13 protein-coding genes are annotated in these 13158 nt (G+C 41.6%); 5 read left to right on the top strand and 8 right to left on the bottom strand.

Features of this window, described 5'->3' with window-relative positions; genetic code table 11:
- Positions 1-2 precede the first annotated feature (2 nt).
- Both ACQ76V_RS05810 and ACQ76V_RS05805 read left to right on the top strand, forming a co-directional pair.
- Positions 3-866 carry a mechanosensitive ion channel family protein gene (locus ACQ76V_RS05810; protein ID WP_440999542.1) on the top strand — a complete coding sequence of 288 codons (864 nt, stop codon included), beginning with the start codon at positions 3-5 and terminating at the stop codon, positions 864-866.
- Between the two features lie 307 nt (positions 867-1173).
- Complete coding sequence (locus ACQ76V_RS05805) at positions 1174-1887, top strand: DUF72 domain-containing protein (protein WP_440999541.1); 714 nt, start codon at positions 1174-1176, stop codon at positions 1885-1887.
- Between the two features lie 34 nt (positions 1888-1921).
- Here the strand turns inward: ACQ76V_RS05805 and dusB are convergent, their stop codons facing one another.
- The gene (gene dusB, locus ACQ76V_RS05800; protein ID WP_440999540.1) at positions 1922-2914 is read right to left on the bottom strand and encodes a tRNA dihydrouridine synthase DusB; all 993 of its coding nucleotides are present in this window, start codon (positions 2912-2914) and stop codon (positions 1922-1924) included.
- A gap of 190 nt (positions 2915-3104) precedes the next feature.
- Between dusB and ACQ76V_RS05795 the strand changes: the two genes are divergently transcribed.
- From ACQ76V_RS05795 to radA, 3 genes are all read left to right on the top strand, one after another.
- A complete protein-coding gene (locus ACQ76V_RS05795; protein ID WP_440999539.1) occupies positions 3105-4181 on the top strand; it encodes a class I fructose-bisphosphate aldolase in 1077 nt (358 codons plus the stop codon).
- A gap of 165 nt (positions 4182-4346) precedes the next feature.
- Positions 4347-5429, top strand: a complete 1083-nt coding sequence (locus ACQ76V_RS05790; RefSeq protein WP_440999538.1) for a lysylphosphatidylglycerol synthase transmembrane domain-containing protein — start codon at positions 4347-4349, stop codon at positions 5427-5429.
- A 15-nt stretch (positions 5430-5444) separates the two neighbouring features.
- A complete protein-coding gene (gene radA / locus ACQ76V_RS05785) occupies positions 5445-6809 on the top strand; it encodes a DNA repair protein RadA (protein WP_440999537.1) in 1365 nt (454 codons plus the stop codon).
- A 40-nt stretch (positions 6810-6849) separates the two neighbouring features.
- Here radA and rpsU read toward each other — a convergent pair whose 3' ends face one another.
- The 7 genes from rpsU to ACQ76V_RS05750 all read right to left on the bottom strand — a co-directional run bounded on the left by rpsU (position 6850) and on the right by ACQ76V_RS05750 (position 13125).
- Positions 6850-7044 carry a 30S ribosomal protein S21 gene (gene rpsU / locus ACQ76V_RS05780; RefSeq protein WP_095607056.1) on the bottom strand — a complete coding sequence of 65 codons (195 nt, stop codon included), beginning with the start codon at positions 7042-7044 and terminating at the stop codon, positions 6850-6852.
- Between the two features lie 98 nt (positions 7045-7142).
- Entirely contained in the window at positions 7143-7763 is a 621-nt protein-coding gene (locus ACQ76V_RS05775) for a hypothetical protein (RefSeq protein WP_440999536.1), read from the bottom strand.
- Positions 7764-7765: 2 nt separating this feature from the next.
- Positions 7766-8359 carry a hypothetical protein gene (locus ACQ76V_RS05770; protein WP_440999535.1) on the bottom strand — a complete coding sequence of 198 codons (594 nt, stop codon included), beginning with the start codon at positions 8357-8359 and terminating at the stop codon, positions 7766-7768.
- A 207-nt stretch (positions 8360-8566) separates the two neighbouring features.
- Positions 8567-9409, bottom strand: a complete 843-nt coding sequence (locus ACQ76V_RS05765; protein ID WP_440999534.1) for a TIGR02757 family protein — start codon at positions 9407-9409, stop codon at positions 8567-8569.
- Positions 9410-9457: 48 nt separating this feature from the next.
- Positions 9458-10552: an A/G-specific adenine glycosylase gene (mutY, locus tag ACQ76V_RS05760; protein ID WP_440999533.1), complete on the bottom strand. Its 1095-nt coding sequence runs from the start codon at positions 10550-10552 to the stop codon at positions 9458-9460.
- A 34-nt stretch (positions 10553-10586) separates the two neighbouring features.
- Positions 10587-12146, bottom strand: coding sequence for a putative Ig domain-containing protein (locus tag ACQ76V_RS05755; RefSeq protein ID WP_440999532.1), 1560 nt, complete (start codon positions 12144-12146; stop codon positions 10587-10589).
- A 4-nt stretch (positions 12147-12150) separates the two neighbouring features.
- Positions 12151-13125: an NAD-dependent epimerase/dehydratase family protein gene (locus ACQ76V_RS05750; protein ID WP_440999531.1), complete on the bottom strand. Its 975-nt coding sequence runs from the start codon at positions 13123-13125 to the stop codon at positions 12151-12153.
- Between the last annotated feature and the right edge of the window lie 33 nt (positions 13126-13158).

Here is a 13158-nt window from a genome sequence, read left to right as displayed (position 1 = left end):
TAATGGATCTATTTAATATTTACAATTATTTATCAGAAGAAACGCTACACCAAGTAATAAGAGTGCTGCTGATTATTGTTATCAGTATTCCTGTCCTTTTGCTATTGAGAGGATGGGCGCGGCGTTTTTTTACGAAAAAGTATGCCCCTCATTACGGAATGTTGGCCGGCAAGGTCGTTTTTTATACCGGTATTATTTTGATGATTATAACCGTGCTGGGTCAGTTGGGCATAAGCCTGGCACCACTGCTTGCAGGTGCGGGTATTGTTGGGGTGGCACTTGGTTTTGCATCCCAAACGAGTGTTTCGAATATCATCAGTGGGTTGTTTTTAATTGCTGAACAGCCGTTCAAGGTGGATGACATTATTAATGTAGGAGGCACTATTGGAATTGTAATGTCGATTGACGTGCTCTCGGTAAAGCTGCGAACGTTTGATAATATGTTTGTGCGTATCCCCAATGAGACGATTATCAAGACACAAGTTATTAATTTAACGCGATTTCCCATCCGCCGTTTTAATGCAAAAGTATCAGTGGCTTATAAAGAGAATATTGAGAAAGTAAGAGAAATTTTGATGGATGTGGCTGAACAAAATCAGTATTCACTAAGTGAGCCGGAGCCTCAAATTATTTTTGAAGCTTTTGGCACTTCATCTATTGATCTTGATTTTAGAATTTGGGCACCTGTTAATGAGTGGATTCTCTTAAAGAATACTATACAGGAAGAGATTAAAAAACGATTTGATGACGAAGGAATTGAAATTCCATTTCCGCACGTTTCATTTTATACCGGAGAAGCTTCTAAACCTTTACCTATTGAGTTAATACAAAAAAGGGAGTCATCGTCGGTAAATAATAATCAATAGTACGAAGATCTGTTCTCAATGGAAGTTCGAACAGCTTTGTAAATGAAATAGCCCCCTGCTATTGCTAATACCACGATTACAGCAGCACCCCAAAAGATATAAGCAAGGTAAGGGACGAATATTACACAGAGTATGCTGATAAAAAATCGCAACGGATTAGAATAGAAGCTGTAGGCACTGATACTGGTAGAAAGCAGGCGAAGGATTCTGTTTAACATTGGTCTTCAATTTTTTTGGTGATCCTTTACCTATACCATTACGATGCCCAGAACATATTGATTCAAAAGAAATCTAAGTAATAGATTTTATGCCTGATTTATTGATTGGCACCAGCGGTTGGTCATATAAAAATTGGAGCGAATTTTTTCCGGAGGATATTTCTAAAATAGATTACCTTAAATATTATACCAATCGATTTAACTCTGTAGAAGCTAATGCCACTTACTATAATCTCCCTTCTGAAAAAACGGTGAATAATTGGAGAAAAACAGCTGCTAACCATTTTCGTTTTTCTGTAAAAGGTCATCGACGTATTACGCATTACAATAAAATGAAAGATATTGATGAGCCTTTAAATCAATATCTAAGCCGTATTCGACTGCTTGGAGATACTCTAAAGACAATTTATTGGCAATTTCCGCCCAATTTTAAGAAGAATACTGAACGGCTAAAAAAGTTCTTGAATAAACTTCCTGATGATCAAAAATTTGCTTTTGAATTCAGGCATATTTCTTGGTTAGATGAAGAGGTATATGATCTGTTGTTAGATAAAAATGCGGCTATTGTCTGGCAGAGTTCAGGCAATTTTCCGAACGACTGTACTCCTACGGCAGATTTTATATACATCAGATTTCATGGTCTCACAGGGTACCGGTATTCCTATAAAAAATCGGACTTGGAGCCCTGGGCAGAAATTGTGCAAAACCAACTGGATGAAGGCCGGGATGTGCAAGTCTATTTTAACAACCCGGGAGGGAATGCTATAGAAAGCGCACAAATGATGCGGAAACTCCTCAGCTGATCTTGCTGATTCGTAGTACTTTTTTGGAAAGTAGTTATGATACCACTGCGAACATTTCCTGCTCTTTAAAGTTCATGAGCAGCTCGATAATCGGCTCCATCTCAGACTCTTTCATAATATCGGCGCGGAGTTGCCGACTGTTGCGGATTCCCTTTAGATATTGGCCATAATGTTTTTTCATGATGATCACACCATAGCGTTCTCCGTGGTGTTCGACTGATCGTTGCAATTGTTCGGCACAAAGATCAATGCGATCCTCGATGGTGGGCTCGGGCAGTAGTTTACCGGTGTCAATGTAGTGTCGAGTACGTTCAAAAATCCAGGGATTGCCGATAGCACCGCGTCCTATCATTACGCCGTCAACGCCGGTTTCATCAAACATTCGTTTGGCATCCTCAGGCGAAGAAACATCACCGTTACCAATGATGGGAATTTCAAGTCCGGGTGTTTCTTTGACATATTTCAGGTAATCCCACCGTGCTTCTCCCTTGTATTTTTGAGAACGTGTTCGAGCATGGATGGCAAGCGCTTTAATGCCAACAGATTGCAGGCGAAGGGCGACTTCTCGAATTTTAATGGTTCGATCATCCCACCCAAGACGCGTTTTGGCGGTAACAGGGATACCGTCAACGGCATCGACTACACTTTTAGCCATACGCTCCATCATATCAAGATCGCGCAGGCAGCCGGCCCCGGCGCCTTTCTTGGCAATTTTATAGACGGGGCAGCCAAAATTGATATCTACAATATCGGGATTCTCACTCTCAGCTGTTTTTGCTGCTCCTTCCATAGCTTCTTCACGACCACCAAAAATTTGCACACCAAAGGGTCGCTGCTCCTTGGTAAAATGCATCTTGTGTAAAGCTTGGTCGTTGTCGCGAACGATAGCTTCTGAGCTAATAAATTCGGTATATACCACAGCCGCTCCTTTACGTCGGCAGATGGTACGGAAGGGAGAGTCTGTCACATCCTCCATAGGAGCCAGTAGAATGGGTTTATGGCCGAGATCGATGTCGCCTATTATCATAAAGATTATCTATTTAATTCCTTCAAATAACTGACAAAGATATTGATTTTTTTGTTGAACATCGATAGGTCGAATTTTCGAGGTTCTGAAACATATTGCTTACTATGTTGACTAGTCATTTCACATTGAATCACTTATATTAATTATCCTTTAAAACGAAATAATTTTAGTTAAACCCGGGAGCTACGCTATGGCTTTAGCAAAAAAAAGTATTGAAGAATTACTTGGTGATGAAGCAGAAGATCTGTTAACACATAAGTGTGAGACCATTCCAAAAGAAAAGTTACACTTACCCAGTCCATCGTATGTAGATGATATGTTAGGTGGATCGGATCGCAACCCGCGGGTATTGCGAAGTTTACAAACATTGTTGGACAATGGTCGATTAGGTGGGACCGGATATCTTTCGATTTTGCCGGTTGATCAGGGAATTGAGCATTCAGCTGGGGCTTCTTTTGCACCGAACCCCGATTATTTTGATCCCGAAAAAATTGTACAACTTGCAATCGAAGGGGGATGCAATGGGGTTGCATCTACGTTTGGTGTTTTAGGATCTGTTGCCCGAAAGTATGCTCACAAAATCCCTTTTATTGTGAAGATTAATCACAATGAGTTGATGACCTATCCCAACAAGTACGACCAGATTATGTTTGGGTCGGTAGAACGTGCTTTTGATATGGGCGCTGTTGCCGTAGGAGCCACCATTTATTTCGGATCTAAAGAATCAAGCCGACAAATTCAGGAAGTGGCTAAAGCATTTGAACGGGCACACGAGTTGGGTATGGCTACCATTCTATGGTGCTACACTCGAAATTCTGCATTTAAAGTGGACGGTAAAGATTATCATGCTGCTGCTGATCTTACCGGCCAAGCGAACCATCTGGGTGTTACTATTCAGGCGGATATTATAAAGCAGAAACAACCGACCACAAACGGCGGATATAAAGCGCTGAATATGGGCGATTCTTCTTATGGTAAGTTGGATGAAGATATTTACGATAAATTGTCCAGTGATCATCCAATCGATCTAACACGTTACCAGGTGGCCAATGATTATATGGGCCGTGCAGGATTGATTAACTCAGGTGGTGCTTCCGGCAAAAATGACTTTGCTCAAGCAGTGCGTACTGCGGTAATTAACAAACGTGCCGGTGGTATGGGGCTGATTAGTGGTCGGAAGGCATTTCAACGGCCGATGGATGAGGGTGTTCAGCTACTAAACTTTATTCAAGATGTTTATCTTGATGATGATATTACGGTGGCATAGCAAACCTGCCTAAATTTTGGGCCTTATGGAGTTTTCCATAAGGCCTTTTTTATGATGCAATAACAGTTTTGTATTCACTTTGTGGTGTATCTCACTTATTTTTCATTGATTTATACCATATCCTAAACTTTAGATACTATTTAATTCTACTGTAGAACTACTTTTTTGCCTAAAAAAGAAGAACAAATACAAGAAGACCCCAAACGGTATTTTTCCAAAAAATATCTCTTTATTTCTCTTGGGTTAAGCTTAGCAACAATGGCATTTGTCATTTGGTTAACCTACACACCCGGGGTATTGACTCATCTTAAGGCGAAGCGACTTCCGGGAATCATCATTGCGATTGTTGTTTCTTTTATGCGATTGGGATTTTCAGCTGCCAAGATTAGATATTTATCTGAAAAGGCGCTGGATTGGATGGCATCATTCAGGGTAATGCTGAGCTGGGATTTCACCTCTTCGGTTACGCCATCGGTTGTGGGAGGAGCACCAATGGCCACTTATGCAATGACAAAAGAGGGATTTAATTTTGGACAATCTACAGCCATAATGCTTTATAGCCTACTCCTCGATCAGCTTTGGTTTGCAATGGCCGTTCCTATTCTATTGATTTCAGGAATTTTCTTTGAGGTCGTCCCCAATAATACGGGATTTGTTGGCCATGCTTCAATGATGGTGCTTTATGTTGGTTTGTTGAGTTATGCCGGTTTGATGGCTTACGGTGTGCTAAAAAATCCTAATGCTATTCGAAAAGTTGTAAACTGGTTGTTTAAACTTCCATTTCTGCGTCGTTGGAGAGACAAGGTTGCAGGAGAAGTTGATAACTTGGTTGAATATGCGCATGAACTTCGCAAGAAACCTAAAAGTTTCCTGCTTAAAGCATTTTTCCTATCCACCATGTCCTGGTTATGTAGAATTGCGCTTCCAACAATTGTGGTACTGAGTTTGCTTCCCGCTGATGTGATCTTATCAGTGCTTAGGAGTCTTGCAATGAATCTGGCCTTTTTAATTATGCCTACGCCCGGTGGAAGTGGTGGTGTTGAGGGACTGTTTGCTATTTTCCAGGGACCGCTGATGGATCGTAAAGCATTTATTGGATTGGCCGTTTTTGCCTGGCGTGTAATCAGTTATTATATCAGTATCGGATTGGGAATGATGGCTACAACCTGGTATATCAACCGTTCTATGGTAGATACGTTAAAAGATGAATCTAAAGAAGAAGCTGTCGAGGGCGATCTTTCATCCTAAAATACTAATAAACTAATGCCTAAAGATCGAATACAGTACGTTTGCGGCGATTGTGGACACACTTCAACAAAGTGGTTGGGAAACTGTCCGAATTGCGGCGCATGGCATACCTTCAAGGAATTTAAAGTAGAGCGGAAGACAAAGTCTGAGAAAGAGCATAAGGGCAAAGTTGATGGCATTGAGGATTCCGAGCCCCCGCAAAAGCTCGACGATATTGACATGGATTCTCAGGAGCGGTTTTTAAGCAACATCCAAGAGTTTGATCGTGTATTGGGCGGTGGGTTTGTATCCGGTTCGTTTGTTTTGATTGGTGGAGATCCCGGCATTGGCAAAAGTACACTTACGCTGCAGATTGGGAAAGCCAACCCGGATTTGGAGATCTTGTATTGCGCTGGCGAAGAATCGGCCGGACAGATTAAACAGCGTGCCAAGCGGTTGGGCGTTAGTTCAGATAATTTTTATATCTATACCGAGACCGATATTAACAAGGTGCTTAAAGAAGCACAAAAGCTGGATCCCGATCTGTTAGTGGTCGATTCTATTCAGACGGTATATCGCACTGAGCTGACGAGTATGGCCGGCAGCATTCAGCAGGTTAAAGAATGTGCAGCGTTGTTGCAGCAGCTGGCTAAAAAGCAAGATATTACGACGTTGGTAATAGGACATGTAACCAAGGAAGGTACGATTGCAGGTCCCCGTGTGTTGGAACACATGGTAGATACGGTGCTTCAGTTCGAGGGTGACAGTAATTACAATTACCGCATGCTGAGAAGTATCAAAAACCGATTTGGACCGGCACAAGAGGTAGGTGTTTTTGAGATGAAAGAATCTGGTTTGGAAGATGTGCTAAATCCGTCTCAGCTATTTTTATCAGAATATAACAGCAAGGTCAGTGGTAATGCAGTTATTTGCTCAATCGAAGGTTCAAGGCCTTTATTAGTGGAAGTACAGGCACTGGTAACACCCAGTAACTATGGCACGCCTCAGCGCACGGCTACCGGCTTTGATCATCGCCGCCTCTCACTTTTGCTTGCGGTTTTGGAGAAACGGGGAGGATATCAATTTTCAGGACAGGATGTATATTTGAATATCGCAGGTGGATTGAAAGTGAATGATCCGGCTGCTGATTTGGGCGTAACCATGGCATTGGTATCGAGTTTCCTGGACAAACCTATCTCAAATAAGGTGGCATTTTTAGGAGAAGTGGGACTCGGGGGAGAAGTGCGAACGGTAAATAAAATTGATCACCGTCTGACTGAAATTAATAAGCTGGGTTTTAAAAAAGCAGTAGTCCCTCAATCAAATACGATTGAGCAGAATATAGATCTGGAAGTAAACGGGGTGGGTAATATATCGAGCGCGATAAAAAAAGCCCTTTAGCAAGAGCTAAAGAGCTTTATAAAAATCACTAAAATAATTTTTAGTACTGGTTGCGCTCTCGTCTGCGCTGTTCACGGATACTTTTTTTCAAGGCCTCACGACGTTCCTTCGAAGGCTTAGTATATTGTTGATTCTCTTTGTATTCATTGAGAATTCGTGAACGTGCAACCAATTTTTTGAACCGGTTAACGGCTCGGTCAATACTCTCGTTATCTTTTACTTTTACTCCAACCATAGATTATAAATTGTTTTACTTTCAATTCTCGGACGCGAAATATAAGGATTCTTTTGTAAATGTACATATCTATAACAAAGAAAAAGTACTAATCATTTCTAATAGATTTTGATGTGCAATCCCAAGCCAAACTCCCAGCCAGAGCTGTACCATCTTTGATTATCTGTGGCATGAACTCTATAAGGATTTCCATCCGGATACCTTTCAAGAATTTCTTCTATTGTGGTTATATCACTTCTCATCAATCGGTACCCACCTTGCAGAATAAGTGAGATGGATTTTGCAAAAGGCCATTCAATTTCAAGATAGGGTTTAAAAGTATCCGAAAATTGATCTTCAATCTTGCCGCCCACAACATCACCTTCTCTTCTGTAATCATTAACTGCAAACCGGCTTATGTTAATACCACTTTTAAGTCTAAATGAGTCATTGTTAATAACGGCATAAAAGATTCCGGCACCATATAAGAAATCTACGGCAGAATCGAATCCCCGAAAAAGCTGAAAATTTATACCAAAACCAGATTTTTTGAAATCTGATATGGAAAGAATAATTCCTTGCGATCGAGCACTTGTGTTTTCAGTGCTATTGACTTTAAAAGTAGGAATGGCATTAGCCTGAATACCAACCCAAAGGTTTGGTACTTTGTCATTTTGAGCTAAAACTGATGCTGGCCAAGTTGAAAGAAAAAATAAAATTACAATGCATATTCGTATCATTATTAAAAATTGAACAATACGTTAAAAGTGAGTGTACCCGTTGATTGTTCGTGGGTGAAGTTATATCGGAGCCGATATTGGGGTTTGGCGGTTATAGAGAATGAGTCTCCAATGCTAAATTTGGTATCAAGCCTCAACTGTGGACCAGCAACAAAACCGTCAAACCCTTGGCGTAAATTGCCGGATGAAAAGGGCGGTTGATAGTCACCCATTCCTGCTAATACTCCGACATTTGGCATAAACGTAATAGCCTCAGAAATAGAGAGTTTCTTATATATGGATGAAACCCCAAGCACAGAGGTTAATGAAGGAGTGGTTAATCCCTGATAATTTTTGAGCTTTAAATTAACGCTTTGATATGCAGATAGCTCTGTTCGAAGTAGCAGGTTATTATCCCAACGGTTGGTTTGACCTGCTGTTACCCCAAGGTTTAAAATAGACAATTGTGGGTTATTTGAATTGCCCGCTTTCCACTCAGAAAATAGGAATTCGGTGTGCAGACTAATATCATAGTTGCTGTTGAATCGATATCCAACGGCGGGACCAATAAGTTGTGCATCTTCAAAAATGCCTCCCTGCAGATATAATGATTCCACGACCGGCGTGAAGAATCCCGGTTCTTGCTTATAGGTAGTTTGAGCATGAGAAATAGTAGAGGTAGTTGAACATATAATATGTAATAAAGAGAGAGATTACGTATAGTATAATTTTATGAGCTCGCATAATTAGTGATAAGGGGTATTCAAATAATGTATGATGATTAATCATACTAAATTATAACAAAAATAAGGGGGGGTAATAATTTAATCCAACACGACCGGATTCTTGAGGAACTTTTCTGGGATCTTATCTTGATTGACGCCCAGCCCAAAGAGCGCATAATCATACTTGGCAGGGTCTTGGGGATCCAATAGCCGAAGTGATTCGGTTAGCTCTTGCACCGCCCACCAGTCGTTATAGGTTCGGGAAAGAAGACCCAAACCCCGCGCTTGCCGTGCTACGTGAACATCGAGCGGAATCATGAGTTCAGACTGAGGCATAAAATCCATCACTCCCAAGTCAACGGGACTGTTATGGCGCAACGCCCAGCGCAGATACAAATACAATCGTTTACAAGAGCTTTTTTTATCAGCATTGGAAACATGTTTGCGGGTGCGCTGTGGGGCTTCGGGATGCTGGGCAAAGAACTGCTCATGAAAAACCGACATCAATGGTTGATCGGTTTCTGAAGCTTTTTGATAGCAATACGCCCAGAAATTCTCAAAAGAATTATAATCTTGAAGTATAGACTGCAAAATTTTTACCAGCCACTTCATGTCAATGGGTTTAAACGTTCGATGCTTGAATCCATCGAAACGCTCAGCATCGCGATCTTCGAAATGGGTTATAAACTCGGTGGGACGATTGTCCATCCTATTGAGAAAGTCGCGTACTTTTCGGATGACGATATCGCGACGCCCCCACGCCATAGTAGCCGCAAAAAATCCCGCTAACAGCTGATCTTCCTTTTGGTTGAAAGCGTGCATGAAAAGAATAGGGTCCTCATCGATATAATTGGGCTGCTCGACTTTTTCCACCCATTTATCCAGAAAAGGTTTAAGTTTTTTGATCTCCGCGGATGATCGTTTTTTAAGCTCCGGTGACATTGATTAAGATATTTACCTTGTCAAAGATTATTACAAATGTAATACAGTTTAAATCTCCAGCTCTTGCTGACCTTTATCCAGATTCATTAGCTTTACGGTAAGTTTTCTATTGGCCTTTGGAAAGGGATAATCTTTAAGATCGTCAATAGTGATCCAGCGAATTTCCTGGCTGCTTTTAGGTTTTGGATTACCTTCGACTAACTCACACAGGTAGGCGTGCATTGTTATTTTAAAGTGTGAGTAGGCGTGATCGAGTTTCATGAAAGGCTTTGTGATTGAAACAGCAATATCCAACTCCTCATTTAGTTCTCGTTTTACCGTTTCTTCGATCTGTTCATCTTCTTGCTGTTTGCCGCCGGGGAATTCCCACATGCCACCAAGCATGGCATCATCGGGACGCAGGGCAATGAGCACTTCTTCATCCTCATTCATCACAATGCCGACGCCTATTTGGTGATGCGGACGCTTTTTTGCCGATGATTTGTAGGGGATTTCTTCGGTTTTAGCTGTTTTGAAAGCCACACAATTAGCTTGAATGGGGCATTCTTCACAGTTTGGATTGGAGGGCGTACAAATTGTTGCGCCCAATTCCATTACGGCCTGATTGAAATCGCCGGGTCGTTGCTCGGAAATAAGCTCATCCGCAGCATCCTGTATGGTATTTTTTGTGGTTGAACTTCGAACATCATCTTCAATACCCAAGTATCGACTGAGTACACGGATGACGTTACCATCAACAACCGCATGCTTTTTCTGGTAAGCGATACTTAGCACAGCCGAAGCCGTATAAGGTCCCACCCCTTTAAGCTCATTAATATCATCCCAATTGTCGGGAACCGTGCCATCAAACTTATCGACCACAAGCTTAGCCGCGGCATGCAGGTGACGAGCGCGGCTGTAATACCCGAGCCCTTCCCAAATTTTGAGCACTTCTTGTTGGTCAGCTTTCGCCAAATCATAAACGGTAGGAAAATGCTCTATAAAACGATTAAAATAAGGGGTAGCTTGATCCACGCGGGTCTGCTGAAGCATGATTTCGGAGACCCAAATTTTATAGGGATCAGTGCAATCGCGCCATGGCATATCCCGCTTATATTGATCATACCAATTCAATAAGGCACGTTGAAATTCGCTTTTATCCAAGGATACGTTAAATCTGTAAAGTTTAAATGATTTGTTAATTCTCGGTCTGTTCGCTGCGTGGATTTTCAACAACCTTAATAGTAATATCAATCGATTTTGCTGCTCCATACTGATCGGTTGCAATCACACGGAATTGATTTTCACCCAACTGACGAGGTGTCGGTGACCATGTAAATTCACCCGTTTTTTCGTTAATGGATGCGCCTTCGGGTAAGTCAACACCAAGATATCGGATAAGATCCTTATTAGTTCCGTCAGGATCAGTTGCTTTTATGGGGAGTGAAAATTCTTCATTGATGGGGATACTTATCGGTCGTATAGGGGCAAATCGCGGTGGAGAATTAAATGATGTAACTTCAATATTGAAGCTGCTGCTGTCTGTTTTGCCCCTGTTTGTTGAGGCAATAATTTTAATACGATGACTACCAACATCATCAGCCGTGGGCTGCCAGTAGAAACTCTGGCCTCGAATTTCGGCATGTGAAATATCATCAGATTGATAAGATATCTGAACAGCATCAACTGGAATATTTTCTTCAAATTTGATGGGGAACAGCAGCGGCTTGGTATGAGGAATCGTTTTATCGGAAATATTCACCAGTGAAATTTCACCGGAGTAATCGCCGCTCATAGTTGTAGAATTATTTTCTTCAACGTTTCCGGGGTTGGAGGTCACGATCCGACTTAGCTTCTCATATTCCAATAGCCAGAGATTATTTCCTGTAACAGTAAAATAGTTGCCAGCTTTTCCATCATCCTTCCATAACTCTGGACTTCGATTCTGATATGACGTCCAGATTCTGTTAGAGTTTCCTTGAATGATAAGCCAGTTTTTCCAAGAAGCTATCTTCACAACGGGTTCTTCAATACTGCCGAGTTGTGAGGTATTACCGGAACTGTCGAGCTCGTAGATATTACCGTTGCTGTCCGAGCCGTAAACCGTATTATCAATCAGATATATTTTGGTGATATCTTCCGAAAGTTCGACTTCCTTGGCTATCGATAATTGCTCGTTCTCATAATCGAAATGAAATAGCTTTTGCCCGGTTGAAAGAGCAAAAAGTTGATCATTTGAAGCTTCGAGATCAATAATAGTTTCTCGGCTTAAGCGAGAACGTTCTACATAATCCATGGTGGAATCAACAGTGGCCGGGGTACGCAGCGAAATCTTTCCGAGTCCCTTGTCACCCAGCGCTACATATAAGTTATTATCTATCCTTTCAGCATCTCGTGGATTAGCGGGCAATAGCGTAGAGGAATAAACGCCCAAAACAGAGGTCGGTTCCAGGACGGTGAGTCGTCGACTGTCTCCCCAGAGGTAAGCAAAGCGAATATCAGCCGTAAGAGTATGTCCTCGTTGTTCCATGCCGGTGGATGAGTAGAGCCATTGCAGGGTATCCTTCCGGGTGCGAAATACAGCCATTCCTTCACTGTCGGATAGCACATAAACATGGGCCGCAGAGCTACCTATGGTTATTGTTGATGGAATTTCCAATACATAGGAAAAATCTTTTTGCAGGGTTGGTTGACCCGTCACATTTATTGTGATACAAAACAATAAGCCGATAAGGAACGTGAATAGTTTGTTCTTCATAAATTTATAGCCAGTGATGTTTTTGATACCAATGGATTGTGCGTGAAATACCTTCGCTTAATGCATATTGCGGGGTATAGCCGAGTTCGCGGTGTGCCTTTTCGCTGGAGCATGTCCATTCTAAGATTAATTCTTTTGCTTTTTCCCTGTTAAGAACGGGATACACACCAAAAAATGATGCAGCTTTTTCAACCGTACCAGCGATGGTTTTTACAAGTTTGGGTTTTACATAAATAGGTAACGCTTTTTTACCTAAGACTTTAGAGGTAGTTCCGCGAATTTGATTCCAGGTGTAAATTTCCGGACCAGAGATAAAATATGTATGCACTCCTTTTGTTTTTTGGGCCACTGCTTTAAAAATGCCATTGATGACATCACCAACGTAAATCATTGAGATTTTGGGATGTTCACCATTGCCAATAATAGGGCATATGCGATTGTTAACCATCTTAAAAAAGCTGTATATCTGATCTTCACGCGGACCGTAAACAGCCGGTGGACGCAAAATTGTTATAGAGGTTGTTCCATTTGAAACTTCATGGATGATTTCCTCCATTTCTTTTTTTGATTTCCCATAATTGCTGATTGGATTCATGGGTTTGTTCTCGGTAACGGGTCCGTTTTCACTGGGACCGGCCGCCGCCAAAGATGATAACACTACTATTTTGGGAACACCCTCTTTTTGGGCAATACGCAGGAGGTTTTCGGTTGCATCCACGTTGGCATGCTTTAGTTCTTCGTAGGATGGAGCTTTAACTCGTCCCGCGATATGAAAAATTACATCGACATCTTTAACTGCTTTTTTAAGCACGGGTAGGTCATCCAAATCGCCGTGGATGCGAGTAAAATCTTTATCTTTAAGCCATTTTTCATTGTTTCGAATGAGGCATCGAACTTCAGAGTAATCATCAGAATCGATTAATCTATCAGCCAGATGACTTCCAATAAAACCTGTTCCGCCGGTTACGAAGGCTTTCATCAAATTTTGTATATTTGGGGGCTATATTAAACT

Source organism: Fodinibius sp. SL11, from assembly GCF_052060035.1.
GTDB lineage: Bacteria > Bacteroidota > Rhodothermia > Balneolales > Balneolaceae > Fodinibius.
The sequence above is the reverse complement of the archived record's forward strand: the minus strand, read 5'-3'. Positions and strand labels throughout refer to the sequence as shown.

What these genes read in the sequence shown, in the direction of transcription:
- radA (WP_440999537.1), top strand. Translation starts at nt 5,445, where the DNA reads ATGCCTAAAGATCGAATACAGTACGTTTGCGGCGATTGTGGACACACT.
- ACQ76V_RS05810 (WP_440999542.1), top strand. Translation starts at nt 3, where the DNA reads ATGGATCTATTTAATATTTACAATTATTTATCAGAAGAAACGCTACAC.
- ACQ76V_RS05805 (WP_440999541.1), top strand. Translation starts at nt 1,174, where the DNA reads ATGCCTGATTTATTGATTGGCACCAGCGGTTGGTCATATAAAAATTGG.
- ACQ76V_RS05755 (WP_440999532.1), bottom strand. Translation starts at nt 12,146, where the DNA reads ATGAAGAACAAACTATTCACGTTCCTTATCGGCTTATTGTTTTGTATC.
- ACQ76V_RS05795 (WP_440999539.1), top strand. Translation starts at nt 3,105, where the DNA reads ATGGCTTTAGCAAAAAAAAGTATTGAAGAATTACTTGGTGATGAAGCA.
- rpsU (WP_095607056.1), bottom strand. Translation starts at nt 7,044, where the DNA reads ATGGTTGGAGTAAAAGTAAAAGATAACGAGAGTATTGACCGAGCCGTT.
- ACQ76V_RS05750 (WP_440999531.1), bottom strand. Translation starts at nt 13,125, where the DNA reads ATGAAAGCCTTCGTAACCGGCGGAACAGGTTTTATTGGAAGTCATCTG.
- ACQ76V_RS05765 (WP_440999534.1), bottom strand. Translation starts at nt 9,409, where the DNA reads ATGTCACCGGAGCTTAAAAAACGATCATCCGCGGAGATCAAAAAACTT.
- dusB (WP_440999540.1), bottom strand. Translation starts at nt 2,914, where the DNA reads ATGATAATAGGCGACATCGATCTCGGCCATAAACCCATTCTACTGGCT.
- ACQ76V_RS05775 (WP_440999536.1), bottom strand. Translation starts at nt 7,763, where the DNA reads ATGATACGAATATGCATTGTAATTTTATTTTTTCTTTCAACTTGGCCA.